We start from the raw sequence: 26,577 nt of genomic DNA, 5'->3' as shown, positions 1-26,577 counted from the left end.
GTTCGGCCTACCGACCGGGCCGGTGTTGTCCGCGGACAACACCGGCGCTAGCCGGCCGCGCGGGTGCGGAACGCGGTCCGGTAGGCGGACGGGGAGACCCCGACGGTGCCGGTCAGGTGCTGGCGGAGCGAGACGGCGGTGCCGAAACCCGCCTCGGTGGCGACCTGGTCGACCGGCAGGTCGGTGGTCTCCAGCAGGCGGCGGGCCCGGTCCACCCGGCGCTGGGTGAGCCACTGGCCGGGCGGCATGCCGACCTCCTCGCCGAACCGGCGGCAGAAGGTGCGCACGCTCATCCGGGCGTGTCCGGCCAGCTCGGCCAGCGGCAGCGGGCGGTGCAGCTGCTCCAGCGCCCAGGCCCGGGTGGCGGCGGTGGACGCCGCGGCCGGTTCGGGCAGCGGGCGGTCGATGTACTGGGCCTGCCCGCCCTCGCGCCAGGGCGGCACCACGCAGAGCCGGGCCACCCGGTTGGCGATCTCGCTGCCGTGGTCGCGACGGACCAGGTGCAGGCAGAGGTCCACCCCGGCGCCGACCCCGGCTGCCGTCAGCACCTGGCCGTCATCGATGAACAGCACGTCGGCGTCCACCTCGATCTGCGGGAAGGTGCGCTGGAAGTGCGCGGCCTCGGTCCAGTGCGTGGTGGCCCGGCGGCCGTCCAGCAGCCCGGCGGCGGCGAGCACGTACGAGGCGGTGCAGATCGAGACGATCCTGGCCTGCGCGGGCAGCAGGGCGAGCGCGGCCGCCAGGTCGTCGGGCAGCCAGTCCAGCAGGCCGTCCGGGCCGCAGGCGAACGGCGGGATGACCACGGTGTCGGCGGTCCGCAGCACCTCGGCGCCGTGCGGCACGGTGATGGTGAAGTCGGCGGAGGTGGCCACCGGGGCACCGTCCAGGCTGCAGGTGACCACCTCGTACAGCGGCCGGCCGGCCGGGTCCTCGGCGGTGCCGAAGATCCGGACCGGGATGCTCAGTTCGAACGGGTAGACGCCGTCCAGCGCCAGGACCACGACACGGTGCATGGCAAGATCCTTGCACATATCGGCATTCCTGCCACTCGTTGCGCCCGGCCGGATCCGGAAATCTTGTCGTCGGGCGGCCGGACGGCGGCCCGGGACGAGGGAGATGACGATGCGTGCGATCGGCCAGGACGAGTTCGGCGGCCCCGAGGTACTGAAGATCGTGGAGGTGGAGCGCCCGGAGCCCCGCCCGGCCGAGGTGCTGGTGCGGGTGCACGCGGCCGGGGTCAACCCGACCGACTCCTGGCACCGGGGGAGCGGCGGCCTGGACGGCCGGATCGTCCGGCTCGGCTGGGACGTCTCCGGCGTGGTCGAGGCGGTCGGCATCGGGGTGACCACGCTGGCTCCGGGCGACGAGGTGTTCGGCATGCCGCGCCACCCGGTCGCCGCCGGCACCTACGCCGAGTACGTCACCTCGCCCGCCCGGCACCTGGTCCGCAAGCCCGCCGGGCTCGACCACACCGAGGCGGCGGCCCTGCCGCTGGTCGGGATGACCGCCTGGCAGGCGCTGGTGGACACCGCCGACGTCCGGCCCGGGCAGCGGGTGCTGATCCACGCCGCGGCCGGCGGGGTCGGCCACCTCGCGGTGCAGATCGCCAAGGCGCGCGGGGCGTACGTGATCGGCACCGCCCGGGCGGCCAAGCACGACTTCCTGCGCGGGCTCGGCGCGGACGAGCTGATCGACTACACCGAGGCCGACTTCGAGACCGCGACCGCGCCGGTGGACGTGGTGATCGACACCATCGGCGGCGGGTACGGCCCCCGCTCGCTGCGGGCGCTCAAGGAGGGCGGCTTCCTGGTCTCGCTGGCCTCCCCGGCCGAGGCGTACCTGACCGAGCAGGCCGCGGCGGTCGGCAGGCGGGCCGCCTTCATGGCCGTCGAGGCGGACCAGACCGGCCTGCGGGAGCTGGTCGCGCTGGTCGGGGCCGGTCGGCTGCGGCCAGTGCTGGACACCGTACTGCCGCTCGAACTGGCCTCGAAGGCCCACGAGTTGCTGGACGCCGGGCGCGCGCAGGGCAAGCTGGTGCTGACCGCGGTCTGACCTCCCGGGGCCGCCCCGGCCGCGGTGAGGACGGTTTCATCAACGGTGACGGCCGGGCAACGGGGCCGAAACAGCCGGTCGGCAGGCTGGGCCCATGACGATCCCGACCCGAGGCCCGGCCGCCCCGCTCCGGGTGCTGCACGCCCGCCGCCGTCCCGCCCTGGTCCTGGTCGCGCACGGCTCGCGCGACCCGGGCACCCGGGTCGAGGTCCGGCGGCTGGCCGACCGGCTGGCCGCTGCCCGGCCCGAACTCGACATCCGGGTGGCCCACCTGGGCCTGAACGCCCCGCTGCTGTCCGAGGTGCTGGACGGCCTGAGCGGCCCGGCCGTGCTGGTCCCGCTGCTGCTCAGCCGGGGCTACCACGTCAAGGTCGACCTGCCCGCGCTGCTGGCCGCCGCACCCCAGGTCAGCGGTCGGGTCGCACCCCCGCTCGGCCCCGACCCGCTGCTCACCCAACTGCTGCACACCCGTCTGACCGAGGCCGGCTGGGGCCCGGACGGCGACGCCGTGGTGCTCGCCGCGGCCGGCTCCCGGGACCCGGAGGCGGCCGAGGACACCGAGACCCAGGCGGCGCTGCTGGCCGCCAGGCTCGGTGTCCCGGTCCGCACCGGCACGGTCACCGGCGGCCGCTCGGTGGCCGAGGCGGTCGCCCGCCTCACCGCCGAGGGCCACCGCCGGGTCGCCGTCGCCTCGTACTTCACCGCCCCGGGCGACTTCGCCCGGCTCGCCGCCTCGGCCGGCGACTGGGTCACCGCCGCGCCCCTGGGGGCCCACCCGACGATGGTGGACCTGATCCTCACCCGCTACCGGTCGACGAGCCTCGCCGGGGCTCGGGGAGCGGTGACGCCGACCTCGGGAGCGTCGGACCGGCGTGAACGGTCAGGCACTGTTCGCTGACCCGTACGCCGCACCTCCTCCAGAATGTCCGCGCTCCGGCGTACGGTGCTGGTATATGAACGACACCACGTACGACCCCGCCGCCGAAGCCCGCTGGGTGCCCGAGCCCGACAAGCGGCCCGGCCGGACGGCGTTCCAGCGTGACCGCGCCCGCGTGCTGCACTCCGCCGCGCTCCGCCGACTGGCCGGCACCACCCAGGTGGTCGCCCCGATGCGCAGCGACTTCCCCCGGACCAGGCTCACCCACTCGCTCGAATGCGCCCAGGTGGGGCGGGAGTTGGGCGCGGCCCTGGGCTGCGACCCCGACCTGGTGGAGGCCGGCTGCCTGGCCCACGACATCGGGCACCCGCCGTTCGGCCACACCGGCGAGGAGGCGCTCGACCAGGCCGCCGAGTCCTGCGGCGGCTTCGAGGGCAACGCCCAGTCGCTGCGCATCCTGACCCGGCTGGAGCCCAAGCGGTTCGCCCCGCTGGACGAGGAGCCCGCCCGGCTGGCGCCCTGGCCCGGCCGCAGCGTCGGCCTCAACCTCACCCGGGCCGCCCTGGACGCCGCCACCAAGTACCCGTGGCCGCGCGGCGCGCACCCGACCGACCCGGGCTCCACCAAGTACGGGGTCTACGGCGACGACCTCCCGGTCTTCCGCTGGCTGCGGACGGGCGCGCCCGCCGACCGGAAGTGCTTCGAGGCCACCGTGATGGACTGGTCCGACGACGTGGCGTACTCCACCCACGACGTCGAGGACGGCATCCAGGCCGGCCACCTCGACCTGGCCGCGCTGCGCTCCGCCGAGGAGCGGGCCGAGCTGTTCAAGATCGCCGAGCGGTACGCCGAGGCCGAGCCCGAGGAGTTCGGCGCCGCGCTCGACCGGCTCCAGGCCGAGGACTGGTGGCCCCGGACGTACGACGGCTCGGCCCGCGCCCGGGCCGGGCTGAAGGACCTCACCAGCAAGCTGATCGGCCGGTTCTGCCTGGCCGCCGAGCAGGCCACCCGGGCCCGCTACGGCCCGGGCCCGCTCACCCGCTACACCGCCGAGCTGGTGGTCCCGGCCGGGGTGCGGATCGAGTGCGCGGTGCTCAAGGCGGTCGCCGTCCGGTACGTGATGCAGCGCGACGAGCAGGCCCAGCTCCGGTCCCGGCAGCGGATCGTGATCGCCGAGCTGGCCGACACCCTGGCCAGGACGGCGCCGTACGGGCTGGACCCGGTGTTCGCCGCGTTGTACGAGGAGGCGGAGGACGACCGGGGCGCGCTGCGTGCGGTGATCGACCAGATCGCCACCCTCACCGACGCCTCCGCGCTCGCCCTGCACGGCCGCCTTGTCCCCCCGGGGCCGTAGACTTCCGAGGTGGCCGGGCGGATCAGGGATGAAGACGTACAAGCGGTGCGTAACGCACTGCCGATCGACGCTGTCGTCAACGACTACGTCCAGCTGACCAACGGGGGCGGGGTCCAGCTCAAGGGCGTCTGCCCGTTCCACGACGAGAAGTCCGCCTCGTTCTACGTGCACCCGAGCAAGGGCGTCTTCCACTGCTTCGGCTGCGGCGAGAGCGGCGACTCGATCACCTTCCTGATGAAGATCGAGCACTTCTCCTTCGCCGAGGCCGTCGAGCGGATGGCCGCCCAGGCGGGTATCACCCTGCGGTACGAGGAGGGCGGCTACTCACCCCGGCACCAGAAGGGCGAGCGGACCAGGCTGGTCGAGGCGCACAAGATCGCCGCGGCCTGGTACCAGGAGCAGCTGGAGACCCCCGAGGCGGAGATCGGCCGCACCTTCCTGGCCGAGCGCGGCTTCGACGCCGAGGCGGCCAAGCACTTCGGGGTCGGCTACGCCCCGGTGGGCTGGGAGCACCTGGTCCGCTACCTGCGCGGCAAGGGCTTCTCGGACAAGGAGATCCTGGCCGGCGGCCTGGCCTCGCAGGGCCAGCGCGGCGGCCTGATCGACCGCTTCCGGGGCCGGCTGGTCTGGCCGATCCGGGACACAACCGGCGAGGTGATCGGCTTCGGCGCCCGCCGGCTGCGCGAGGACGACAACGGGCCGAAGTACCTGAACACCCCCGAGACCCCGATCTACAAGAAGTCCAACGTGCTGTACGGCCTCGACCTGGCGAAGAAGGAGATCGCCAAGTCCGGCCGGGCGGTGGTGGTCGAGGGCTACACCGACGTGATGGCCTGTCACCTGGCGGGCGTCACCAGCGCGGTGGCCACCTGTGGCACCTCCTTCGGCGAGGACCACATCAAGATCATCCGTCGGCTGCTGATGGACACCTCCCAGTACCGGGGCGAGACGGTCTTCACCTTCGACGGCGACGCCGCCGGGCAGAAGGCCGCCCTGCGGGCCTTCGAGGACGACCAGAAGTTCGCCGCCCGCACCTCGATCGCGATCACCCCGGGCGGGATGGACCCGTGCGAGCTCCGGCTCGCCAAGGGCGACGACGCCGTCCGTGAGCTGATCGAGAACCCGGTCCCGCTCTTCGAGTTCGCCCTCCGCTCGGCCGTCGAACGCCACCGGGTGGACACCGCCGAGGGCCGGGCGGCGGCGCTGGAGGAGGGCTCGAAGATCATCACCAAGATCAAGGACCGCTCGATCCAGCACGAGTACGCCGTCCAACTGGCCGGTCTGCTGGGCATCCTGGACGAGCAGTTCGTGGTCCGCCGGATCTCCCAGCTGGCCCGCTGGCAGCGCGACAACCCGCCGCAGCAGCGGCAGCAGCTCCGTCGCCCCGGGCCGCCCGAGCCCACCGCGACGGTCCGCCCGCTGTTCCGTCTGGACCCCAAGGACCCGGCCCAGTTCGTCGAGCGCGAGCTGCTCAAGCTCGCCCTCCAGCACCCCGACCTGGTCAGCCCCGCCTTCGACAACTACGGCGACGAGGAGTTCCCCACCCCGCCGTACACCGCCGTCCGCCGGGCCGTCCGGCAGGCCGGTGGCGCCGCGTACGGGGCCACCCTGCCGGACTTCACCACGACGGTCCGGGACGCCTGCCCCGACGACCAGGTCCGTTCCCTGGTCACCGAGTTGACCGTCGAGCCGATCCGCACCCGGCGGGCCCCCGACGTCATCTACGCGGGCGAGTTCCTGGTCAAGCTCCGGCTCCAGGCGGTGGACCGCCGGGTCGCCGAGGTCCGCGCCCAGCTCCAGCGCCTGGGCAACCGCGGCACCCCCGAACAACTCACCGCCGTCCAGGGCGAACTCTGGGCCCTCCAGCAGTACACCCAGTCCCTCCGCACCCTCGGCTCCGCCGGCCTCTAGGCACCTGCTCAACCTTTGGCAGGTGCTCATCCGGCTACGGAGTCAGGGGCTCGGGGCTCTGCTGATGTGCGGCTCCGCCGCGCGGGCGCAGGTGGTGCACCATCAGGGGCTCGGGGAACTGCGACGCCGGCCTCGTACAAGGTGATCGTCGCGTAAGTGGTCAGGCACTTTCGTACGTGACCCCGGCGCCAGATCTCCTCGCAGTTCCCCGAGCCCCTGGACCGTAGACCCGGAGCGCCTGCCTATGGCGCAGCCCCGAGCCCCTGGCCGTAGCTGCAAAAGGTGCAGCCCCGACGGTTGATGGCTGATCACCTGTCCACCCGGGTACCCCCTTGGTGTGGCGCGGTTTCCCCCACGAGCCGCGCGTCGGCCGAGAGAGGGATGCCCCCGTGGACCTTTCCGCTGCACAACTGGCCGTGGTGGAGCCGGAGTCGGTCGGCCCTGCGGCCGACCTGCTCCGCCAGTACCTGCGCGAGATCGGCCGGATCCGGCTGCTCACCGCCGTCGAGGAGGTGGAGCTGGCCCGGCAGATCGAGGCCGGCCTGTTCGCCGAGCAGAAGCTCGCCCGAGGCGGCCAGGACGACCCGCTGCGAAGAGAGTTGGAGCACCTGGTGCAGCTCGGGCGGCGAGCCAAACGCCGCCTGATCGAGGCCAACCTCCGCCTGGTGGTCTCGGTGGCCAAGCGGTACGTCGGCCGCGGCCTGACCCTGCTCGACCTGGTGCAGGAGGGCAACCTCGGGCTGATCCGGGCGGTGGAGAAGTTCGACTACGCGCGCGGCTACAAGTTCTCCACCTACGCCACCTGGTGGATCCGGCAGGCGATGAGCCGGGCGTTGGCGGACCAGGCCCGGACGATCCGGGTCCCGGTGCACGTGGTGGAGCTGATCAACCGGGTGATCCGGGTGCAGCGCACGCTGCTCCAGGAGCGCGGTGCCGAGCCCAGCCCGGCCGAGGTCGGTGCGGTGCTGGAGCTGTCCGAGACCAGGGTGCTGGAGGTGCTCAGGCTGGCCCAGGAGCCGGTCTCGCTGCACACCCCGGTCGGCGAGGAGGACGAGGTCGCGCTCGGCGACCTGATCGAGGACGCCGACGCCGCCTCACCGGTGGAGACGGCCGCCTTCCTGCTGCTCCGCGAACACCTGGACGCGGTGCTGGCCACCCTCGGCGAGCGCGAGCGTCAAGTCGTCCAGCTCCGTTACGGGTTGGACGACGGACATCCGCGCACGCTGGAGGAGATCGGCCACCTGTTCGGCGTCACCCGCGAGCGCATCCGGCAGATCGAGGCCAAGACCCTGAGCCGGCTGCGCGCGCACTCCTTCACCGACCAGCTGCGGGCCTACCTCGACTGACGTCAGTCGTCGGCCAGCTCCGGGTGCACCTGGTCCCGGACCGTCCGGTACTGCTGGCGGACCGAGCTGCCGACCGCCAGGTCGCTGTCGCGCTCGGCGACCAGGGTGACCGCCTCCGGCAGCTCCCAGTGCGGCGGTTCGGCGGTGCCGGCCAGGGCCCAGGCAGCCTGCCGGGCGGCGCCCCGGGCGGCGTGGTCGCCGGCCGGCGGTATCACCACGGGCACGCCGAAGATCAGCGGTGCGGCCTCGCGCACGGCGGGGAGCCGTCCGACCGCGCCGAGCAGGAAGATCCGACGGACCGTCACGCCGTTGTCGCGCAGCACGTCCAGCGCGTCCGCGACGTTGCAGAGCATGCCCTCCACGGCCGCCCTGGCCAGGTGCGGCGGCGTCATCGACTCGGCCCGCAGGCCGGTCAGGGTGCCGGCGGCGTGCGGGAGCCGGGGCGTCCGCTCGCCGTCCAGGTAGGGCAGCAGCACCAGCCCGTACGCGCCGGGGGAGGACTGCATGGCCAGCTCGCTCAGCCCGGCCAGGTCGGTGCCGAGCAGGCCGGCCATCGAGCGGAGCACCTGGGCGGCGTTCAGGGTGCCGACCATCGGCAGGTGGCGGCCGGTGGCGTCGGCGAACGAGGAGATCGCGCCGGTGACGTCCACCACGGCCTGGTCGTGCACCGCGAAGACGGTGCCGTTGCCGCCGAGCGAGACCACCGCGTCGCCGGGGCCGAGTCCGAGGCCGAGCGCGGCGGCCATGTTGTCGCCGGTGCCGGCCGAGATCAGCAGGCCCTCGGGGGTGTGCCCGGCGGGCTCGGCCGGGCCGAGCACGTCCGGCACCTGGAGCTGGTGCCCGAGGGCCAGCTCGATCAGGTCCTGCCGGTACTCGCCGGTGAGCGGCGACCAGTACCCGGTGCCGGAGGCGTCGCCCCGGTCGGTGGTGCGGCGCTTGGGGTGGCCGAGCAGCTGCCAGACCAGCCAGTCGTGCGGCAGCAGCACCTCGGCGATCCGCTTGGCCGAGACCGGCTCGAACTCGGCCAGCCAGCGCAGCTTGGCCACCGTGTAGGTCGGGGCGGGCACCGAGCCGATCGCCCGGACCCACGGCTCGGGGCCGCCCAGGGCGTCGATCAGCTGCGCGGCGGCCCCGGCCGACCTCGGGTCGTTCCACAGCAGTGCCGGGCGGACCAGCACCCCGCCCGTGTCCAGCCCGATCAGCCCGTGCTGCTGGGCGGAGACCCCGATCGCCCGGACGCCCTCCAGCAGGCCGCCGGTGGCCGCCTCGCCGAGCGAGTGCAGCCAGAGCTGGGGGTCGGTCTCGGTGGCCCGGGGATCACCGCCCTCGGGCGTCGGGTGCGGCGCCCGGCCGTCGCGCAGCACGGCGCCGGTCTCGGCGTCGCACGCGACGATCCGGGTGCGAGTGGTGGAGCTGTCGATGCCCGCGACGATGGCCATGTCGAGATCATGCCTCAGCTCGGCGCCCGGACGGAGCCGACCGGGCGAAGTGTTGCCCACCCGGTGCCCCTAACCCCGTCCTTCCCGGCGCTACGGACGGTACGTACCCCAGCTGTCGTCCTCGGCGCCCCGGGCGCTGAAGTACGGGACCCGGTCGGTGAGCGCGTTCGGCAGCCGGTCGCCGACCTTGCCCGCGACCGCTCCGGCCGCCTTCCCGGCGACCACGCCGGCCTGCTGCCTGGCCTTGCCCGCCACGTCCTGCACCTTGGGGTTCTGCGCCACCTGCCGGGCCGCGCCGGCGATCTGCTCGTAGCGCTTGCGGCCTGCCTTGGCGCCCAGGACGTAACCGACCCCGACCCCCACGACGAACGTCAGCTTCCACATGCTCGGTCTCCACCCTTCCTTGCGGACCCTGCCGCGTTGCCCTGCGTGCCCTACCCGTCCGGCCCGGCGGCGAACCGCCCGGCGGCAGGCGGGCCCGAGGCACCCGGGTCCGCCGCCAGGCTCCAGCATCCCCGCCCGGTGCCCGGGGCGCCCGCCGGGCGCGCCGTGGGAGCCGCGACGGGTCGTGGCCTCGGTCACTCCCGGACGGCCCCGGCGAAAGCGATTGGCGGACCACCCCCCTGAGTGCGCTAATGTATGACCCGCAGCGAGCGCCGAAGTCCGGATCACCGATCCGGGTCAGGACGCAAGCTCGGTCCCGCATAGCTCAATTGGCAGAGCAGCCGACTGTTAATCGGCAGGTTATTGGTTCGAGTCCAATTGCGGGAGCGCGGAAGGGTCCAGGCCCGTCCGACACGTGCAATCCCCCATAGCTCAATTGGCAGAGCAGCCGACTGTTAATCGGCAGGTTATTGGTTCGAGTCCAATTGGGGGAGCTTCACCGGCAGTTGAGGTGAGTTGCGTAGAGCGAAGGCCCTTCGGATCGCCGAAGGGCCTTCGTGTTTCCCGGCGCCGCCGGGGTCAGCCGGTGGCCCGCCGGTAGAGCTCGCTCACCCGGTGGTCGAAGGTGATGCTGTACGAGGTCCGGTCGGTGTCCCCGCCCTCCTGGTAGCCGCCGATCACGCCGACCACCTCGCCGGCCTCGGTCAGCCAGGGGCTGCCGCTGGTGCCGTTGGTGTAGCCGTGGCAGTCGAACCGCTCCTGGGTGGCGCTCTGCTCGGCCGTCCGGTTGCTGCAGGTGATCGGCTCCTCGGACTCGTTCGGGTAGCCGGTGACCGACACCGGCAGGCCGAAGCCCAGGCCCGTCCCGAGCCGGAAGCCGCCCAGCACGTCCGCGATCTCCCGCCCGCCGACCGGGGCCACGGTGAGGAACGCCACGTCGTACTCCGGATCCGCCGAGTCGGTCCAGGCCGGGTCGACCACCACCTGGTCGACCTGCCAACTCCCGTACGGGAGCTTTCCGTTGCGGTAGCCCGGGGCGAACACCAGCCGGCCGAGACGCCCGAACAGCGGGGGCTCCACGCAGTGCGCGGCGGTCACCAGCAGATTCCGCCGAGGGCTGTCCACCACGCTGGCGGTGCAGGCCCGGGCGCCGTGCTCGCTGCCGATGAACAGCGTGCCGATCCGGTCCCCGGCCGGGCTCGGCGGGGCGGTGCCGGCCGACGGTGCGGTGTCGTCCGCGGCGGACGTGGCGGCCGGCTGCTGCGCACAGCCCGCCAGGGCCAGCGGCAGCGCGAGGAGCAGTCCGAGGGCCGTGCGGTGCCGCCGTGCGGGTGTCATGCGGTCCGTCCTCAGCTGCCGGGAGTGCCTTGCGGCAAGATCTACCAGCCCGGGCCGCCGGAAGGCCAGCCCTACCCCGTCGCGCGGTCGTACAGCGCCTGCACCCGGTCGCCGAAGTAGCTGCTGTACGAGGTGTCGGGAGTGTCCCCGCCCTGCTGGTAGCCGCCGATCACGCCGACCACCGTGCCGGTCTTGGTGGTCGGGTCGAAGTCGGTCACCCAGGGGCTGCCGCTGGTGCCGCCGGTGTAGTCCGGGCAGTCGATCCGCAGCTGGGTCGGGCTCTGCTCGACGGTCAGGTTGCCGCAGGTGATCGGCACCTCGCCACTGCTGGGGTAGCCCGTCACCTTCACCGTCAGCTGGTACCCCTTGTCGACGCCCAGCCGGTTGGCGCCGAGCACCTGCTGCACCTGCTGCCCGTTCTGCGGCTGGACGATCGCGAAGGCCACGTCCATGTCCTGGTCGCCGTCGTCCGCCCAGCTCCGGTCGACCGTGATCGAGGCCAGCGGCCACACCCCGCTGGGCGTCTCCCCGTCCCGGTAGCCGGGGACGAAGACCAGGTCGCTGCGCTGGCCCACGAGCGGGTCGTAGACGCAGTGCGCCGCCGTCACGATCAGGTTCTGCCCGGCGCTGTCCACCACGCTGGCGGTGCAGAAGTGGTCGCCGTCCGAGTTGTGCGTGAACACCGCGCCGACCAGGGCGTTCAGCGGGGTGGGCTTGGCGGTCCTGGTGGTGCCCGCGTGCTTGGCGATGGTGGACTTGATCCGGTCCTTGTCCCAGCCGTGCGCGGCGGCGGCTGCGCTGCTCGGGCCGGCGGTGGGGAGGCTCGGGCTGCCGCTCGGCGTACCCGCCGGGGCCGGGCCCGCCGCCGACCCGCAGCCCGCCACCAGCCCGAGCACCAGCACACCGGCTGCCCACCTGCCGCGCACCGTCACCACCGCCCGTCGGGACCGGATCCACCGGCCTCCAGTCTTCGGTGGCCCCCGGGCCGGTGCCCACCGCAGCTCACCCGGACGGGGAGCGCACGGCCCGGCTCCTCGGATGCGCCCCCGGCGAGCAGCATGACGGACCGACCGGCTATGCTGCGGAGGACGGCCCTGATGGGCCGTCTGCTGCTGCTCCGGCCCTTCGCGGCCGAAGGCACGGCGAACCGGGGCGGTAGCTCAGCCGGTTAGAGCAGGGGACTCATAATCCCTTGGTCGTGGGTTCGAGTCCCACCCGCCCCACCCATTCAGCTGTGCAGCGGTCCAGCCTTTACCTCGCCCTTACCTGCCAGAACTCTAGAGCATCCCTTCGGACATCCAAGGGCGCCGCCGAGAAGTTCACCCCGTTAGGGGACAGCGGCCATGCCCGCGTGAACTGTCCGACCGCACCTGGGAGGCTCCGGCCGCCGGCCGTCCGGTGACCACCGTCGGCACCTGCTCGGCGGGTGCTGGGTACGCTGGGCCGGTGCTCCTGCCCGCCGACCTGCCGACGCCGCTCCAGGTGCTCGACGACCCCGACTTCGCGCGGGCCGGGGTGGAGCTGCGGCTGAAGCGGGACGACCTGGCGCACCCGACCGTCCCGGGCAACAAGTGGCGCAAGCTCGCGCCCAACCTGGCGTACGCGTGGGAGACCGGCGCCCGGGGGCTGCTCACCTACGGCGGGGCGTACTCCACGCACCTGCGGGCGGTGGCGGCGGCCGCGCAGGCGCTCGGGCTGCCGAGCATCGGGGTGGTGCGCGGTGACGAGCTGGCCGCCGCCCCGCGCAACTGGTCGCTGCGGGCGGCGGAGGAGTGCGGGATGGAGCTGCGCTTCGTCGCCCGGGCCGACTACCGCGCCCTGCTGACCGACCGTCGGCCCCCGGCGCCCGGCTGGCTGGTCCTCCCCGAGGGCGGTTCCAACCCGCTCGCCGTCCAAGGGGCCGCGACCGTCCCCGCCGAGATCCCCGACCTCGGGCCCCGCGACCTGCTCGTCTGCCCGGTCGGCACCGGCGGCACCCTGGCCGGCCTGGCCGCCGGGCTGCCGCCCGGGGCCCGCGCCCTGGGCGTGGCCGTCCTGCGCGGCGAGGGCTACCTGGAGCGCGAGGTCGCCGCCCTCCACCGGGCCACCTACGCCCGCGAGTTCGACAACTGGCGGATCACCCACGCCCACCACGCCGGCGGCTACGGCCGCCTCACCCCCGAACTCACCGCCTTCGCCGACGAGTTCGAGCAACGGCACGGCCTCCCTCTGGAGCGCCGCTACGTCGCCAAGACCCTGCACGCCGTCCACCATGCCGTCGTCACCGGCCAGTTGCCCCCGGGCACCCGCGTCACGGTGGTGGTCACCGGCCTGCCCGACCCGGTCTGAGCGCGGCGGGCCCGGTGAACCAGGCGGACTAACCGAACGTCAGGTTGGAGCAGAGGTCGGAGTCGGCGGTGCGGGTGTTGTCGGTGATGCCGGTGGGGACGCCGGTGCCCGAGGGGGTCGGGGCCGTGGTCGGGGTGTCGGCCGGGGTGGTGGGGGACAGGTCGCGGCCGAGCGTGACGGTGAGGCCGTCGGCCGTCCGGTCGGGCTGCAGTGCGGCGGTGGGGAAGTGCCGGGCCAGCGCCTCGGCCGCGTCGAGCAGGGCCGGCGGGTAGGCGATCAGGGTGGTCTTGCGGGTGCTGGTGGGGGTGGGGCCGACGGTGACGGCGGTGTAGCCCTGGGCCTTGAGGGTCTCGGCGGTCCGGGCGGCCAGGTCGGGGGTCCTGGTGGCGTTCAGCAGCACCACGGGGGTGGTGACGGCGGGGATCGAGGGGGTCTCCGACGGGGCCGCGGTGACCAGGCCGGTGGACTGGCCGTCCAGCGTCCGGTCCTGCCGGAGCAGGTTCCAGAGCTGGTCGACGTCCGGGTGGACCAGGGCGACCCGGTCGCCCTGGTAGCGCCAGGGGACGGTGACGAACTCGATGTCGGAGAGCTTGATGTCCTGGAGCGACTGGGCGAAGTCGACCAGCTTCATCGGGGTGCCGAGGCCGGGGTCGACGGTGAGCGACCTGCTCGCGGCGTCGGCCAGCGGGAGCAGCGTGGTCAGGTTGAAGCCCTGGTCCTGCACCTTCTTGATGAGGGAGGAGAGGAAGGCCTGCTGACGCTTGATCCGGCCGATGTCGGAGCCGTCGCCGAAGCCGTGCCTGGCCCGGACGTAGTCCAGGGCGAGCTGCCCGGCCAGGGTCTGCCGGCCCTGCTCCAGGTGTATGCCGTAGGAGTCGACGGTGTTCGGCACGCAGACGTCGACGCCCTTGACCGCCTCGGTCATCGCCGCGAAGCCCTTGAAGTCGACCACGATGGTGTGGTCGATCCGCAGGCCGGTGAGGGCCTCGACGGTGTTCTGCGAGCAGGCGGGGTTGCCCTGCTCGGAGCCGCCGATGGTGAAGGCGGAGTTGAACATCTGGTTGCTGCGCGCGGTGGTCCACTTGCCGTCGGCCTGCTTGCAGGGCGGGATGGTGACCAGGGTGTCCCGGGGTATCGAGACCGCGACCGCGTGCCGCCGGTCACCGTAGACGTGCAGCAGGATCGCGGTGTCGGAGTGCCCGACGCCCTCGTCCCCGCCGCCGAGGTCGCCGTTGCCGTCGTTGCGGGTGTCCGAACCGAGCAGCAGGACGTTGACCGGCAGCCCGCCGCCCACCTTGGTCGGGGTGGGGGCCGGTGGGCGGCTGGTGGCGATGCCGCCCGCGTCGAAGGTGGTGAGATTGCCGTCGAGGCGGTGGTAGTACCAGGCGCCGGTGCCCGCGGTGGCCAGCACCAGGACGGCTGCCGTCGCGCCGGCGAACTTGGCCAGCCGTCTGCGGCGGGAGGCAGGCCGGATCTTCGGGTCGCTCATGGGGTCTCAGGCACTCTCTGCTGCGGCCGCTCGGCGGGAAGCCGTCGGGTGCGGGGCCCGGAACGGGGCCCTCACCTCCAGGACGGTTCGGCACGGGCGGTCGGTTACACGAATGCGCAATCTAACCCGGAAGCTCTGTACGAGTCCCATCGCCCCCCTGTGGGGGCGGGCCCGGGTCAGGCCCGGGCGTCGTCGTCGCCCGCGTGCTCCAGGATCCGGCGGAGCAGGTCGCGGAGCTGGGCGCGCTCCTCGTCGTCGAGGGCGGCGAGCGGCTCGCGGGCGAAGTTGAGCGACTCGCGGAGCTCCTCGGAGGCGGCGCCGCCGGAGTCGGTGGCGGCCACCAGCTTGACCCGGCGGTCCTGCGGATCGGCCTCCCGGGTCACGAAGCCGCGGCCCTCCAGCCGGTCCACGATGCCGGTGATGTTGGACGGCTCACAGCTCAGCGTCTGGGCGATGTGCCGCATCGGCATCGGGCCGCGCCGGAGCAGGGCCAGCACCTTGGCCTGGGCGCCGGTGAGCGAGCGGGCGGCGGCGGCCTCCTCGTACTCGCGGTGGAAGAGCGCGACCAGGCCGGCCATCAGGTCCACGACCTCACGGGTGATCGCGTCGGCGGGCGCGGTGGCGTCCTGGGTGGGCTTCGTCTCCATGGACATCAGTCTAGCTGAATATTTGACAAGGTGAACCTTTCATGCCCACGATTGCTTCAGTAGGTCAACCTTTCAGGCTCGGCACGACGAGGAGTACCGCCATGGCAGAGCAGGCGACGCCCACCACCGGCCGCGAGTGGCAGCTGGCCGCCCGCCCGAACGGCTGGCCGCAGCCGACCGACTTCGCGTTGGTCGAGGCCCCGATCCGGCAGCCCGGCCCGGGGCAGATCCTGGTCCGCAACGACTACCTCTCGGTCGACCCCTACATGCGCGGCCGGATGAACGACGTGAAGTCGTACGTCCCGCCGTTCCAGCTCGGGCAGACCATGGACGGCGGCGCGGTCGGCCACGTGGTGGCCTCCGCGGCCGAGGGCTTCGAGGTCGGCGACGCGGTGCTGCACGGGCTCGGCTGGCGCGAGTACGCCACCCTGGACGCCAAGCACGCGGTCAAGGTGGACGCCGAACTCGCCCCGCTCTCCTACTACCTGGGCGTGCTCGGGATGCCCGGCCTGACCGCGTACGCGGGCCTGCTGGAGGTGGCCGACTTCAAGGAGGGCGACACCGTCTTCGTCTCCGGCGCGGCCGGTGCGGTCGGCTCGCTGGTCGGCCAGTTCGCGAGGCTCAAGGGCGCCAAGCAGGTGATCGGCTCGGCCGGTTCGGCGCAGAAGGTGGCCACCCTGGTGGACGGCTACGGCTTCGACAGCGCCTTCAACTACAAGGACGCCCCGGTCCGCGAGCAGCTCGCGGCCGCCGCCCCGGACGGCATCGACGTCTACTTCGACAACGTCGGCGGCGACCACCTGGAGGCCGCGATCGGTGCGCTCAACGTGCACGGCCGGGTCACCCTGTGCGGCGCCATCGCGCAGTACAACGACACCGCCGCCCCGGCCGGGCCGCGCAACCTGGCGCTGGCGATCGGCAAGCGGCTGCGCCTGCAGGGCATGCTGGTCAACGACCACACCGCGCTCAAGGGTCAGTTCCTGGCCGAGACGGCCGGCTGGCTGAAGAGCGGGGAGCTCCGCTACGACGAGACCGTGGTGGACGGTGTGGAGAACACCGTCGACGCCTTCATCGGCCTGCTCGGCGGGGCCAACACCGGCAAGATGGTGGTCCGGCTGACCCGCTGACGAACACCCCGGCGACGACCGGCCGTTGTGCACCGCCCCCGCCCATCCGGGCGGGGGCGGTTTGGGTACGGGCGCGTCCGGGACGGCGTGCGGCCCCGATCCGACGGACCGTCATGTGCCGCCCCGGCCGGGGCGCTACGGTGGGAACCGTCCCCGATGGGGCCGTTCGGGGGAGAGATCCCGACGAGGGGTAGACCTCGGGATGGATCGGGCTAGCATTGGGTGAAAGCTTGTCCGTTTTGCTCAACTTAATTACCTATATGTCGAATAAGTTGGGCAGTGCGGGGCAGTACGACACGACAGAAGCGGCGCAACCGGCGACGGGCACGAGGCAGCTGGGGAAGGCGACCCTCGTCCACAGCCTGGAGGTCCCGGTGACGACACGTGGAGTTCTGTACATCCACTCCGCGCCCCGCGCACTGTGCCCGCACGTCGAGTGGGCGGTGGCGGGCGTGCTCGGCGTGCGGATCAGTCTCGACTGGATCCGCCAGCCGGCCGCGCCCGGCCACTGGCGGGCCGAGCTCTCCTGGCAGGGGGAGCCCGGCATCGCCTCGCGGCTGGCATCCGCCCTGCGCGGCTGGCAGTTGATCCGCTTCGAGGTCACCGCCGAGCCCACCACGAGCACCGAGGGCGAGCGCTACAGCTCCACCCCCGCGCTCGGCATCTTCCACGCCGTCACCGGCATCCACGGCGACATCCTGATCCCCGAGGACCGGCTCCGGGCCGTGCTGCTCCGGGCCAGGAACGAGGGCACCGACCTGGAGGCCGACCTGTGCCGACTGCTCGGCAAGCCCTGGGACGACGAGTTGGAGCCGTTCCGGTACGCGGGCGAGGGCGCCCCGGTCCGCTGGCTGCACCAGGTGGTCTGACCGTCCGATGAACGCCGAAGGCCCGGCCCGCGGAAGAACTCGCGGGCCGGGCCTCGGTGCTGACGGACGGTCAGATGGTGCGGAAGGCCAGCACCACGTTGTGGCCGCCGAAGCCGAACGAGTTGTTCAGCGCGGCGATCCGGCCCTCGGGGAGCTTGCGCGGCTCGCCCTGGACGATGTCGGCCTCGACCTCCGGGTCCGGGTCGTCCAGGTTGACCGTCGGCGGGGCCAGCCGGTGGTGCAGGGCGAGCACGGTGGCGACGGTCTCGATGCCGCCGGCGCCGCCGAGCAGGTGGCCGGTCATCGACTTGGTGGCCGAGACGGCGACGTGGTCCAGGTGGTCCCCGAGCTCCTTGCGGAGCGCCTTGAGCTCGGCGACGTCACCCTGCGGGGTGGAGGTGGCGTGCGCGTTGACGTGCACGATGTCGGCCTTGTCGAGGTCGTTCTGCTCGAACAGCTGGGCGATCGCGCGGGCCACCCCGGAGCCGGACGGCTCGGGCTGGGCGATGTGGTGGGCGTCCGAGGAGAGACCCTGGCCGACCGCCTCGCAGTAGACCCGGACACCGCGCGCTGCGGCGTGCTCGGCCGACTCCAGCACGACCACGCCCGCGCCCTCGCCGAGCACGAAGCCGTCGCGGGCCTTGTCGTACGGGCGGGACGCCTGCTGCGGGTGCTCGTTGTTCTTGGACATCGCCATCATGTTGGAGAAGGCGACGATCGGCAGCGGGTGGATCGCCGCCTCGGTGCCACCGGCCACCACGACGTCGGCGCGGCCGGTACGGATCATCTCGATCGCGTAGCCGATCGCCTCGGCGCCGGAGGCACAGGCGGAGACGGGGGTGTGCACACCCGCGCGGGCGCCGACCTCCAGACCGACGTTGGCCGCCGGGGAGTTGGGCATCAGCATCGGGACGGTGTGCGGGGAGACCTTGCGGACGCCCTTCTCCTTCAGCACGTCGTACTGGTCGAGCAGGGTGGTCACGCCGCCGATGCCGGAGGCGATGACGGCGCCCAGGCGCTCGGGGGCGAGCTTGGAGGAGAGGTCGGTGGCGGGGGTCTCGAAGCCGGCGTCGGCCCAGGCCTCGCGGGCCGCGATCAGCGCGAACTGCGCCGAGCGGTCCAGCTTGCGGGCCAGCGGGCGGGGCAGCACGTCGCCCGGCTCGACGGCGACGCGCGCGGCGATCCGGACGGGCAGGTCGGCGGCCCACTCCTCGGTCAGGGCTGCCACGCCGGAACGGCCTTCCATCAGGCCCTCCCAGAACGAGGCGGCGTCGCCGCCCAGCGGCGTGAAGGCGCCGATACCCGTGACGACCACGGTGCGGTTTTCAGCGGTCACTGGTTTCTTCTTCTCTCACGTGTGGCAGGTGGCGGCGATGCCGGGGGAGGGGTGACCGGGCGGCCGGGGTGTGCACTCCGGCCGCCCGGGCGGTCAGTTGGGGAACCGACCGTGGGTCAGGCGGCGGCGTTCGCGAGGATGTAGTTCACCGCGTCGCCGACGGTCTTGAGGTTCTTGACCTCGTCGTCCGGGATCTTCACGTCGAAGCGCTCCTCGGCGGCCACGACGACCTCGACCATGGAGAGCGAGTCGACGTCCAGGTCGTCGGTGAAGGACTTGTCGAGCTCGACGTCCTCGGCCGGGATGCCGGCGATCTCGTTGACGATCTCGGCAAGACCGGTCAGAACCTCGTCCTTGGTAGCCATTCTGGCTGCTCCTCATTCGGTGTTGACAGCGACCACCCGGCGGGCCGTCGCAGGTTTGTGATGGGGCGTAGACGCCTAGGGGAGAGTAACGACTGCGGCGGCGTACACGAGACCCGCCCCGAAGCCGATGATCAGCGCGAGGTCCCCGCTGCGGGCCTCGCCGCTCTCCAGCATCCGTTCCATGGCCAGCGGGATGGAGGCCGCGGAGGTGTTGCCGGTCTCGGCGATGTCGCGGGCGACCGGGACCGTGGCGGGCAGCTTGAGCGCCTTGATCATGGCGTCGGTGATCCGCATGTTGGCCTGGTGCGGGATGAACGCACCGAGCTGGTCCGCGGTGATCCCGGCGGCGTCCAGCGCCTGTTGGGCCACCTTGGCCATCTCCCAGACCGCCCAGCGGAAGACCGACTGGCCCTCCATCCGCAGGGCCGGCCACTTCACCTCCTCGCCCGTCCCGTTCACCGCGTCCGCCTTGGCGAACGCGGTGTCCCAGGCCTGGGTCTGCGAGATGACGTCCTTCTGCGAGCCGTCCGAACCCCAGATCACCTTGCCGATGCCGGGCGTGTCGGACGGGCCGACGATGGCGGCACCCGCGCCGTCACCGAAGATGAACGCGGTCGACCGGTCCGAGGTGTCGGTCAGGTCGCTGAGCCGCTCGACGCCGATCACCAGCACGTACTCGGCGCTGCCGCCGCGCACCATGCCGTCGGCCAGGCTCAGGCCGTAGCCGAAGCCGGCGCAGGCGGCCGAGATGTCGAAGGCCGGGGCGGTGCCGCAGCCGAGCCGCTGGGCGATCTCGGTGGCGATCGCGGGGGTCTGCTTGAGGTGCGAGACGGTGGCCACGATCACGCCACCGATCTGCTCCGGGCCGATCCCGGCCTGGGCGATCGCCTTGCCGGCGGCCTGCACCGACATCTCGGCGACGCTCTCCTCCGGGCCGGCCCAGCGGCGCTCGGTGATCCCGCTGCGGGAGCGGATCCACTCGTCCGAGGAGTCGATCCAGTTCAGGACCTCGGAGTTGGGGATCACCCGAACGGGTCGGTAGCCGCCGACACCGTGGATGCGCGCGTACGCGGCACCGGTGGACGGCTGGATCTGAGGCGAAGTCATGCGTCCTGCTCCTGCCCGCCGTGCTCCTCGATCAGCGCACGCGCCTTGTCGAGGTCGGCCGGGGTCTTGAGGGCCAGCGTCGCGACACCCTTGACGTTGCGCTTGACCAGGTTGGTGAGGGTTCCGGCCGGGGAGAGCTCGATGACGGCGGTGGCACCGAGCTGCTGCAGGGTCTCCATGCAGAGGTCCCAGCGGACCGGGTTGGAGACCTGGGTGACCAGGCGGTCCAGTACTTCGGTACCGGACTGTACGACCTCACCGTCCTTGTTGGACAGGTAGCCGACCTTCGGATCGTGGACCGTCAGGGTCGGCGCCAGCTTGGCCAGCCGCTCGACACCCGGGGCCATGTGCCCGGTGTGGAACGCACCGGCCACCTTGAGCGGGATCACCCGGGACCCGGCCGGCGGGTCCGCCTTCAGGGCGGCCAGCTGGTCCAGCGTGCCGGCCGCGACCAGCTGGCCGCCGCCGTTGTTGTTGGCGGCGGCCAGACCGTGCTCGGCCAGCTTCGCGGCGACCAGCTCGGGGTCGCCGCCCAGCAGGGCGGTCATCCCGGTGGCCGTCACGGTGGCCGCCTCGGCCATCGCCAGGCTGCGCTCGCGGACGAAGACCAGCGCCTCCTCGACGCCGAGCACCCCGGCCAGCACGGCCGCGGTGATCTCGCCGACGCTGTGCCCGGCGACCGCGCCGAACGGGCCGCCGGTGGGCGCGCCGAACAGCTCGGTGGCGGTGAGCAGGCCCGCGGCCACCAGCAGCGGCTGGGCGACGGCGGTGTCCTTGATCTCCTCCTCGGAGCCCTCGGTGCCGTACCTGACCAGGTCGAGCCCGGCCACGTCGGACCAGGCCGTCAGCCGGTCGGCGGCGCCGTCCAGCTCAAGCCAGGGGTTGAGGAATCCGGGGGTCTGGGCACCCTGTCCAGGGGCGACGATTACGAGCACGGTTCAACCCTCTCTCGCCAGGCACCCAAGGGCGGGTAGGCGACGGTAACGAAGAAAAGCACGCCGGATTGTGGGATCCCTACAGCGTGTCAGTCGTGGGTGGCGGCCGAGCCGAGTCGGCCCAGGGCCAGCGCGATCCGCAGTGTGAAGGCCGAACGCACGTCGGACGGAGCATAGCCGGTGACGTCGGTCACACGTCGAAGCCGGTAGCGCACGGTGTTTGGGTGAACGAAGAGCATCCGTGCGGCGCCCTCCAGCGAGGAGGCCTGTTCCAGATAGACACTCAACGTCTCCAGGAGTGCCGACCCGGCCTCGTCCAGCGGTGTGTAGATCTCCTCCACCAACTGCCGTCTGGCCGCCTGGTCCCCGGCCAGCGCCCGTTCGGGCAGCAGGTCGTCCGCCAGCACCGGCCGCGGCGCGTCCGGCCAGGCCGCACACGCCTTCAGCCCGGCCGCCGCCGCATGCGCGGACCTGGTCGCCGAGAGCAGGTCGCCGACCGTCGGGCCGACCACCACCGGGCCCGGCGCGAACTGCCCGATCAGCGCCCGGGCAGCGTGCACCGGCTCCTTGTCACCGCCGACCACCACCACCAGACGCTTGCCCAGCACCCCGGTCAGCACGTGCAGTTTGGCGTACCTGGCGGCCCGTCGGATCGCCTCCACCACCAGCTCGCTGTCCCCGTCCGGGGCACTGCCCATCACCACCCGGACCTGGCTCGGCTGGCCCCAGCCGAGCGCGGCGGCCCGGGACAGCACGCCCTCGTCCGCGTCGCCGGAGAGCAGCGAGTTGACCACCAGCGCCTCCAGCCGGGCGTCCCAGGCGCCGCGCGCCTCGGCCGCCTGGGCGTACACCTGCGCGGTGGCGAAGGCGATCTCCCGGGCGTAGACCAGCACCGACTCGCGCATGCCCGCCTCGTCGCCGGGCGCGGCCACCTCGTCGATGGCCTCCTCCATCACCTCGATCGTGGTGCGGATCAGCTCCACGGTCTGCCGGAGCGTGATGGCCCTGGTCAGCTCGCGCGGCGCGGTGCCGAACACGTCGGTGGAGATCGCCTGCGGCGCGTCGGGATGCCGGTACCACTCGGTGAACGCGGCGATACCGGCCTGGGCGACCAGGCCGATCCAGGACCGGTGCTCCGGCGGCATCCGCCGGTACCAACCGAGCTGGTCGTCCATCCGGGCGATCGCGGCGGTGGCCAGCTTGCCCGAGGACTTCTCCAGTCGCTTGAGCGTGGCGGCGCGCAGCTCGGCCCGCTCGGTGGCCAGCCGGCGCTCCTGCGCGGTCAGCCGGCCACCCCGCCGGGGTCTGGCCTGCTCGGGCTGCTTGGCAGCCGCGGTGGCCTGCTCGGCCGCGGTCTTCTTGTCGGAACTCGCTGAAGCGGATGGCACAGGGACAAGACTGCCTCACGTACGGGGCGGCTCGTACCCGCCCCCGCCGATCGGCCCGGTGGCCCACGTCACACCGACGCCCCTCCGGCCTCCCGTGAGCGGCGCCGGTCAGCCGTTACGGTGGCCCCGTGACCCAAGCCGCCAGCCGTGCCCGCGCCGACCTGCGCCGGGCCTCCGAACGCTACCGATCCACCCCGGCCGAGGGCATCGAGACCCGGCACGCCTTCTCCTTCGCCGGCCACTACGACCCGAAGAACGTCCACTTCGGCGCCCTGCTGGCGGTCAACGAGGAGACCCTCGCCCCCGGCGCCGGCTACGACGAACACCGGCACCGGGACACCGAGATCCTCACCTGGGTCCTCTCCGGCGCCCTCGCCCACCGGGACGGCCACGGCCACGCGGGCGTGGTCCGGCCCGGCATGCTCCAGTGGCAGAGCGCCGGCTCCGGCATCACCCACACCGAACGCAACATCGGCGGCGCGGCCGAACCGGTCCGTTTCGTCCAGATGTGGCTGCAGCCCGACACCTTCGACGCACCCCCGGCGTACGGCCTCCGGCGGGTCGACCGGGCGTCGACCGGGCTGACCCTGCTCGCCTCCGGGCTGGAGCGGGACGCTGCCTCGGAGGCACTGCGGCTGCGGCGCGGCGACGCCGCCCTCTGGCTGGTCACGGCCGGCCCCTGGGAGCCGCTGCCCGCGCTGCCCGAAGCGCCGTTCCGCTACGTGCACCTGACGACCGGTTCGCTGGGCTACCGCACCGTCCTGGGCCCGCAGGGCGGCGGCCGCTCGATGGAGCCGGGCGACAGCGTCCGCGCCACCGACGACGCCTTCGCCGACCCCACGGCGGGGGCCGACGGCGTCGAGCTGCTGCTCTGGGAGATGCACTCGCCGGTCACGTACGGCTGAGCCATTCGCAGGTGCTTCGGGGCTACGGTCCAGGGGCTCGGGGCTCTGCTGACGTGCGGCTCCGCCGCGTGGGCGAGGAGATCTGGCGTTCGGGTCACTGCGAAAGTGCCCGACCACCGACGCGACGATCGCCTTGTACGAGGTCGGCGCCGCCGTTCCCCGGGCCCTTGGCGGTGCACCTTGCGCTAGCGGAGTTCGGCGAGGACCGCGTCCGTGAAGGCCGGCCAGACCTCGGCCGCCCAGGGGCCGAAGTCGCGGTCGGTGAGGGCGACGCAGGCGAGGTCCGCGACCGGGTCGACCCAGAGGAAGGTGCCGGACTGGCCGAAGTGGCCGAAGGTGGCGGGGGAGCTGTGGGTGCCGGTCCAGTGCGGGGACTTCCCGTCGCGGATCTCGAAGCCGAGACCCCAGTCGTTGGGCCGCCGGTGGCCGAAGCCGGGAAGGACGCCGCCCAGGCCGGGCCAGGCCACCTCGCGGGTGGCGGCGTGCACGGTGGAGGGGTCCAGCAGCCGGGGGGCCTGGAGCTCGGCGGCGAACCGGGCCAGGTCCGCGACGGTGGAGAGGCCGCCGGCGCCCGCCGGGGTCCGGTGGGCGGTGTTGATCAGGGTCGAGGTCATCCCGAGCGGAGCGAAGACCGCCTCGGCGGCGTACTGGGCGAAGTTGATCCCGGACGCCTTGGTCAGGGTGTCGGCCAGCACGTCGAACCCGGCGTTGGAGTAGAGCCGCCGGTCACCGGGCGGGGCCATCACCCGGTGCTCGTCGAAGGCGAGCCCGGAGGTGTGCGCCAGCAGGTGACGGACCGTCGAACCCTCGGGCCCGGCCGGGTCGTCCAGCTCGAAGACGCCCTCCTCGACCGCGACCAGCACGGTGTACGCGGTGAGCGGCTTGGTCACCGACGCCAGCGGGAACAGCTGGTCCTGCGGCCCCGCCGCGCCCAGCACCGCCCCGTCGCTGCCTCGCACCACCGCGGCCGCCGCCGTGGGCACCGGCCAGTCCTCGATCATCCGCAAGCTCTGCATGGGCCCGACTCTAACGTCGACCCTCCGGCGACCGGTGGGTCGGGCTTGCCTAGAGTGCGCTCCAAGTCAGTAGCTTCGTGAGCGTCACTTCCACCGGGGGTATCACCGTGACCACGACCGCAGCACCGCAGACCACGGCACCGAACCTGCTCAACTGCGGCGCCTACTCCGGCGTCGCCGTCGAGACCGCCGACCGTACGGGCCGGCACAGCATCAGCGAGATGGTGGCGAGCACCGGCCTGAGCGCGCACACGCTGCGCTGGTACGAGCGGATCGGCCTGCTCGACCCGGTCGACCGCACGCACTCCGGTCAGCGCCGGTACTGCGACGCCGACGTACGGCGGCTGGAGTTCCTCGGCCGGCTGCGGCTGACCGGGATGTCGGTCGCGGACATGCTCCGCTACGTCGAGCTGGTCCGGGAGGGTGAACACACCCTGGCGGACCGCCGGGACCTGCTGGTGGTCCACCGCGAGGAGGTCAGGCTGAAGCTGGCCGACCTGCACGCGACCCTGGCGGTCCTCGACTACAAGATCGACCTCTACGGCGACACCCTCGAATCCCTCGAATCCCTCGAATCCTCCGAAGCACTCGAAGGCAGGAACACCGAATGCGTCTCCCCACCGTCCCCCTCGGCCGCAGCGGCGAGCTGATCGGAGCCCAGGGCCTCGGCTGCATGGGCATGTCCGAGTTCTACGGCCCGACCGACACCGCCGAGGCCCTGGCCACCCTGGACGCCGCCCTCGAGGCGGGCGTCACCCTGTTCGACACCGCCGACATCTACGGCTCCGGCGCCAACGAGGAGCTGATCGGCCCGTTCGTCCGGGCCAACCGCGACCAGGTCGTGCTGGCCACCAAGTTCGCCATCGAGCGCCGCGCCGACGACCCGACCTACCGGGCCGTCCGCAACGACCCCGCCTACATCCGCACCGCCGTGGACGACTCGCTGCGCCGCCTCGGTGTGGACGTGATCGACCTCTACTACATGCACCGGCGCGACCCGGCGGTCCCGCTGGCCGAGTCGGTCGGCGCCATGGCCGAGCTCGTCCAGGCGGGCAAGGTACGGGAGTTGGGCCTGTCCGAGGTGACCGGGGACGAGCTGCGCGAGGCGTACGCGGTGCACCCGATCGCCGCCCTGCAGTCCGAGTGGTCGCTGTTCTCCCGGGACGTCGAGCGGACCGCGGTGCCGGCCGCCGCCGAACTGGGCGTCACCTTCGTCCCGTACTCGCCGCTCGGCCGGGGCTTCCTGACCGGCTCCTTCGCCGCCGCCGAACAGCTGACGGAGGGTGACTACCGGCGCTACCACCCGCAGTTCAGCGGTCCGAACGCCGCCGCCAACGCGGCCCTGATCGCCCCGATCCAGAAGATCGCCGCCGACCGGGGCGTCACCACCGCCCAGATCGCCCTCGCCTGGGTCCACCAGCGCGCCGAGGTCCACGGCCTCACGGTCGTCCCCATCCCGGGCACCCGCAAGCGCACCCGCCTCGCGGAGAACACCGCCGCCGCGACCCTGCACCTCACCCCGGCCGAACTCGCCACCCTGGAGCCGATCGCCGCCCAGGTCACCGGCAACCGCTACGCCGACATGAGCTTCACCTCCGCAGGTCGCGAGTAGGCAGGTGCTCAGCCCGCTACGGAGTCAGGGGCTCGGGGCTCTGCTGATGTGCGGCTCCGCCGCGTGGGCGACGCCGACTTTTTGGCAGGTGCTCAACCGTCTACGGTCAGGGGCTCGGGGAACTGCGACGCCGGCCTCGTTCAAGGTGATCGTCGCGTGGGTGGTCAGGCACTTTCGTCTGTGACCCGCACGCCAGATCTCCTCGCAGTTCCCCGAGCCCCTGACCGTAGCTGCCCGAACGCCTGCCAAAGGTGCAGCCCCGAGCCCCTGACCGTAGCTGCCCGAGCGTCTGCCTAGGGTGCAACGCGATCCAGGTGCCACCACTGCGTCGGGCGGTCCAGGTCCTCCCACTGGCGGGCGGTGCCGTCCTCGGCGATCTCCAGGGTGAGGCCGCTGACGAAGCTGACCAGGTTGTAGGTGCCGGGGGCGTCGACGTGCTGCTCCAGCAGCCACTCCTGGGCGCCGAAGCCGTTCGGGCCCCAGAGCTGGAGCGGCACGCCGTTGTCGGTCCGGGCCCCGGTGACGTCCAGCCGCTTGCCGCTGCTCTCGCTCTCCAGGTGGTAGAGGCCACCGCCGGGGTGCACGGCGCTGATCCGCCAGAGCTGCCCGGCGGAGCCGTCCGCCGCGCCCTGCCGGATCTTCGCCCCGCTGCGCTGCTTGTCGCCCGCGACCTCCAGCAGCAGCCCGCTGCCGGCGTTGCGCAGCCGGTACAGCCCCTCCTGAATCACCGTCACGGCCCCACCGTACGGGCA

Annotated in this window: 24 protein-coding genes, 3 tRNA genes and 1 pseudogene; 14 read left to right on the top strand and 14 right to left on the bottom strand. The window is 72.8% G+C overall.

The features are described from left to right. Positions 1-47 precede the first annotated feature (47 nt). Positions 48-1,013 carry a GlxA family transcriptional regulator gene (locus OHV05_RS09625; RefSeq protein ID WP_405017297.1) on the bottom strand — a complete coding sequence of 322 codons (966 nt, stop codon included), beginning with the start codon at positions 1,011-1,013 and terminating at the stop codon, positions 48-50. A gap of 109 nt (positions 1,014-1,122) precedes the next feature. Between OHV05_RS09625 and OHV05_RS09620 the strand changes: the two genes are divergently transcribed. From OHV05_RS09620 to OHV05_RS09600, 5 genes and pseudogenes are all read left to right on the top strand, one after another. Beyond that, positions 1,123-2,052 (top strand): NADP-dependent oxidoreductase, encoded by a 930-nt coding sequence (locus OHV05_RS09620; RefSeq protein ID WP_405017296.1) that lies wholly within the window; start codon positions 1,123-1,125, stop codon positions 2,050-2,052. Positions 2,053-2,146: 94 nt separating this feature from the next. Then, the gene (locus tag OHV05_RS09615) at positions 2,147-2,950 is read left to right on the top strand and encodes a sirohydrochlorin chelatase (protein WP_405017295.1); all 804 of its coding nucleotides are present in this window, start codon (positions 2,147-2,149) and stop codon (positions 2,948-2,950) included. Positions 2,951-3,005: 55 nt separating this feature from the next. Then, positions 3,006-4,283, top strand: a complete 1,278-nt coding sequence (locus OHV05_RS09610) for a deoxyguanosinetriphosphate triphosphohydrolase (RefSeq protein ID WP_405017294.1) — start codon at positions 3,006-3,008, stop codon at positions 4,281-4,283. Positions 4,284-4,292: 9 nt separating this feature from the next. Beyond that, on the top strand, positions 4,293-6,194 hold the full coding sequence (gene dnaG, locus OHV05_RS09605; RefSeq protein WP_405017293.1) for a DNA primase: 1,902 nt from the start codon (positions 4,293-4,295) through the stop codon (positions 6,192-6,194). A gap of 437 nt (positions 6,195-6,631) precedes the next feature. Next, a pseudogene (locus OHV05_RS09600) lies at positions 6,632-7,540 on the top strand (RNA polymerase sigma factor); the annotation flags it as partial. Between the two features lie 2 nt (positions 7,541-7,542). Here the strand turns inward: OHV05_RS09600 and OHV05_RS09595 are convergent. Together OHV05_RS09595 and OHV05_RS09590 are read right to left on the bottom strand one after the other, a co-directional pair. Beyond that, positions 7,543-8,979, bottom strand: coding sequence for an FGGY family carbohydrate kinase (locus OHV05_RS09595; protein WP_405017292.1), 1,437 nt, complete (start codon positions 8,977-8,979; stop codon positions 7,543-7,545). A gap of 90 nt (positions 8,980-9,069) precedes the next feature. After that, positions 9,070-9,363 (bottom strand): hypothetical protein, encoded by a 294-nt coding sequence (locus OHV05_RS09590; RefSeq protein ID WP_403033289.1) that lies wholly within the window; start codon positions 9,361-9,363, stop codon positions 9,070-9,072. A gap of 314 nt (positions 9,364-9,677) precedes the next feature. Between OHV05_RS09590 and OHV05_RS09585 the strand changes: the two genes are divergently transcribed. After that, positions 9,678-9,750: transfer RNA gene (locus tag OHV05_RS09585), tRNA-Asn, on the top strand. A gap of 34 nt (positions 9,751-9,784) precedes the next feature. Further along, positions 9,785-9,857 (top strand) — tRNA-Asn (locus OHV05_RS09580). A gap of 85 nt (positions 9,858-9,942) precedes the next feature. Here the strand turns inward: OHV05_RS09580 and OHV05_RS09575 are convergent. Next, positions 9,943-10,701, bottom strand: a complete 759-nt coding sequence (locus OHV05_RS09575) for a trypsin-like serine peptidase (RefSeq protein WP_403033286.1) — start codon at positions 10,699-10,701, stop codon at positions 9,943-9,945. Positions 10,702-10,772: 71 nt separating this feature from the next. After that, positions 10,773-11,627 (bottom strand): trypsin-like serine peptidase, encoded by an 855-nt coding sequence (locus OHV05_RS09570; RefSeq protein ID WP_405017291.1) that lies wholly within the window; start codon positions 11,625-11,627, stop codon positions 10,773-10,775. Between the two features lie 223 nt (positions 11,628-11,850). Between OHV05_RS09570 and OHV05_RS09565 the strand changes: the two genes are divergently transcribed. Continuing rightward, positions 11,851-11,924, top strand: a tRNA-Ile gene (locus tag OHV05_RS09565). 223 nt (positions 11,925-12,147) lie between these two features. After that, a complete protein-coding gene (locus OHV05_RS09560) occupies positions 12,148-13,029 on the top strand; it encodes a 1-aminocyclopropane-1-carboxylate deaminase/D-cysteine desulfhydrase (RefSeq protein WP_405017290.1) in 882 nt (293 codons plus the stop codon). Positions 13,030-13,057: 28 nt separating this feature from the next. Here OHV05_RS09560 and OHV05_RS09555 read toward each other — a convergent pair whose 3' ends face one another. Together OHV05_RS09555 and OHV05_RS09550 are read right to left on the bottom strand one after the other, a co-directional pair. After that, the gene (locus OHV05_RS09555) at positions 13,058-14,518 is read right to left on the bottom strand and encodes an LCP family protein (protein WP_405017289.1); all 1,461 of its coding nucleotides are present in this window, start codon (positions 14,516-14,518) and stop codon (positions 13,058-13,060) included. 176 nt (positions 14,519-14,694) lie between these two features. Next, a complete protein-coding gene (locus OHV05_RS09550; protein WP_405017288.1) occupies positions 14,695-15,165 on the bottom strand; it encodes a MarR family winged helix-turn-helix transcriptional regulator in 471 nt (156 codons plus the stop codon). 101 nt (positions 15,166-15,266) lie between these two features. Between OHV05_RS09550 and OHV05_RS09545 the strand changes: the two genes are divergently transcribed. Next, positions 15,267-16,292 (top strand): NADP-dependent oxidoreductase, encoded by a 1,026-nt coding sequence (locus OHV05_RS09545; protein ID WP_405017287.1) that lies wholly within the window; start codon positions 15,267-15,269, stop codon positions 16,290-16,292. Positions 16,293-16,666: 374 nt separating this feature from the next. Then, the gene (locus OHV05_RS09540) at positions 16,667-17,161 is read left to right on the top strand and encodes a DUF3145 domain-containing protein (protein WP_403033271.1); all 495 of its coding nucleotides are present in this window, start codon (positions 16,667-16,669) and stop codon (positions 17,159-17,161) included. Positions 17,162-17,231: 70 nt separating this feature from the next. Here OHV05_RS09540 and fabF read toward each other — a convergent pair whose 3' ends face one another. From fabF to OHV05_RS09515, 5 genes are all read right to left on the bottom strand, one after another. Further along, the gene (fabF, locus tag OHV05_RS09535; RefSeq protein ID WP_403033269.1) at positions 17,232-18,497 is read right to left on the bottom strand and encodes a beta-ketoacyl-ACP synthase II; all 1,266 of its coding nucleotides are present in this window, start codon (positions 18,495-18,497) and stop codon (positions 17,232-17,234) included. Between the two features lie 116 nt (positions 18,498-18,613). Continuing rightward, positions 18,614-18,862, bottom strand: coding sequence for an acyl carrier protein (locus OHV05_RS09530; protein WP_405017286.1), 249 nt, complete (start codon positions 18,860-18,862; stop codon positions 18,614-18,616). Positions 18,863-18,937: 75 nt separating this feature from the next. Further along, complete coding sequence (locus OHV05_RS09525) at positions 18,938-19,969, bottom strand: beta-ketoacyl-ACP synthase III (RefSeq protein WP_403033263.1); 1,032 nt, start codon at positions 19,967-19,969, stop codon at positions 18,938-18,940. Further along, positions 19,966-20,904: an ACP S-malonyltransferase gene (locus OHV05_RS09520; protein ID WP_405017285.1), complete on the bottom strand. Its 939-nt coding sequence runs from the start codon at positions 20,902-20,904 to the stop codon at positions 19,966-19,968. Before OHV05_RS09520 ends, OHV05_RS09525 begins: the two co-directional genes overlap by 4 nt. Before the next feature lie 89 nt (positions 20,905-20,993). Beyond that, positions 20,994-22,190: a PucR family transcriptional regulator gene (locus OHV05_RS09515; RefSeq protein WP_403033736.1), complete on the bottom strand. Its 1,197-nt coding sequence runs from the start codon at positions 22,188-22,190 to the stop codon at positions 20,994-20,996. A 230-nt stretch (positions 22,191-22,420) separates the two neighbouring features. Between OHV05_RS09515 and OHV05_RS09510 the strand changes: the two genes are divergently transcribed. Then, entirely contained in the window at positions 22,421-23,197 is a 777-nt protein-coding gene (locus OHV05_RS09510) for a pirin family protein (protein WP_405017284.1), read from the top strand. Between the two features lie 185 nt (positions 23,198-23,382). Here OHV05_RS09510 and OHV05_RS09505 read toward each other — a convergent pair whose 3' ends face one another. Continuing rightward, a complete protein-coding gene (locus OHV05_RS09505; protein ID WP_405017283.1) occupies positions 23,383-24,213 on the bottom strand; it encodes a serine hydrolase domain-containing protein in 831 nt (276 codons plus the stop codon). A 107-nt stretch (positions 24,214-24,320) separates the two neighbouring features. Between OHV05_RS09505 and OHV05_RS09500 the strand changes: the two genes are divergently transcribed. Both OHV05_RS09500 and OHV05_RS09495 read left to right on the top strand, forming a co-directional pair. Further along, positions 24,321-24,863 carry a MerR family transcriptional regulator gene (locus OHV05_RS09500; protein ID WP_405017282.1) on the top strand — a complete coding sequence of 181 codons (543 nt, stop codon included), beginning with the start codon at positions 24,321-24,323 and terminating at the stop codon, positions 24,861-24,863. Next, positions 24,821-25,825, top strand: coding sequence for an aldo/keto reductase (locus OHV05_RS09495; RefSeq protein WP_405017281.1), 1,005 nt, complete (start codon positions 24,821-24,823; stop codon positions 25,823-25,825). Before OHV05_RS09500 ends, OHV05_RS09495 begins: the two co-directional genes overlap by 43 nt. A 293-nt stretch (positions 25,826-26,118) precedes the next feature. On the opposite strand, the gene OHV05_RS09490 is transcribed toward OHV05_RS09495, so the two are convergent. Further along, positions 26,119-26,559 carry an RICIN domain-containing protein gene (locus tag OHV05_RS09490; RefSeq protein WP_405017280.1) on the bottom strand — a complete coding sequence of 147 codons (441 nt, stop codon included), beginning with the start codon at positions 26,557-26,559 and terminating at the stop codon, positions 26,119-26,121. Positions 26,560-26,577 lie beyond the last annotated feature (18 nt).

Source organism: Kitasatospora sp. NBC_00070 (genome assembly GCF_045041205.1).
Classification (GTDB): Bacteria; Actinomycetota; Actinomycetes; order Streptomycetales; family Streptomycetaceae; genus Kitasatospora.
Note: the sequence above shows the minus strand (reverse complement) of the source record. Positions and strands in the feature narration are given on the sequence as shown.

What these genes read in the sequence shown, in the direction of transcription:
- OHV05_RS09625 (WP_405017297.1), bottom strand. Translation starts at nt 1,013, where the DNA reads ATGCACCGTGTCGTGGTCCTGGCGCTGGACGGCGTCTACCCGTTCGAA.
- OHV05_RS09620 (WP_405017296.1), top strand. Translation starts at nt 1,123, where the DNA reads ATGCGTGCGATCGGCCAGGACGAGTTCGGCGGCCCCGAGGTACTGAAG.
- OHV05_RS09615 (WP_405017295.1), top strand. Translation starts at nt 2,147, where the DNA reads ATGACGATCCCGACCCGAGGCCCGGCCGCCCCGCTCCGGGTGCTGCAC.
- OHV05_RS09610 (WP_405017294.1), top strand. Translation starts at nt 3,006, where the DNA reads ATGAACGACACCACGTACGACCCCGCCGCCGAAGCCCGCTGGGTGCCC.
- OHV05_RS09595 (WP_405017292.1), bottom strand. Translation starts at nt 8,979, where the DNA reads ATGGCCATCGTCGCGGGCATCGACAGCTCCACCACTCGCACCCGGATC.
- OHV05_RS09590 (WP_403033289.1), bottom strand. Translation starts at nt 9,363, where the DNA reads ATGTGGAAGCTGACGTTCGTCGTGGGGGTCGGGGTCGGTTACGTCCTG.
- OHV05_RS09575 (WP_403033286.1), bottom strand. Translation starts at nt 10,701, where the DNA reads ATGACACCCGCACGGCGGCACCGCACGGCCCTCGGACTGCTCCTCGCG.
- OHV05_RS09555 (WP_405017289.1), bottom strand. Translation starts at nt 14,518, where the DNA reads ATGAGCGACCCGAAGATCCGGCCTGCCTCCCGCCGCAGACGGCTGGCC.
- OHV05_RS09550 (WP_405017288.1), bottom strand. Translation starts at nt 15,165, where the DNA reads ATGGAGACGAAGCCCACCCAGGACGCCACCGCGCCCGCCGACGCGATC.
- OHV05_RS09545 (WP_405017287.1), top strand. Translation starts at nt 15,267, where the DNA reads ATGGCAGAGCAGGCGACGCCCACCACCGGCCGCGAGTGGCAGCTGGCC.
- OHV05_RS09530 (WP_405017286.1), bottom strand. Translation starts at nt 18,862, where the DNA reads ATGGCTACCAAGGACGAGGTTCTGACCGGTCTTGCCGAGATCGTCAAC.
- OHV05_RS09525 (WP_403033263.1), bottom strand. Translation starts at nt 19,969, where the DNA reads ATGACTTCGCCTCAGATCCAGCCGTCCACCGGTGCCGCGTACGCGCGC.
- OHV05_RS09505 (WP_405017283.1), bottom strand. Translation starts at nt 24,213, where the DNA reads ATGCAGAGCTTGCGGATGATCGAGGACTGGCCGGTGCCCACGGCGGCG.
- OHV05_RS09495 (WP_405017281.1), top strand. Translation starts at nt 24,821, where the DNA reads ATGCGTCTCCCCACCGTCCCCCTCGGCCGCAGCGGCGAGCTGATCGGA.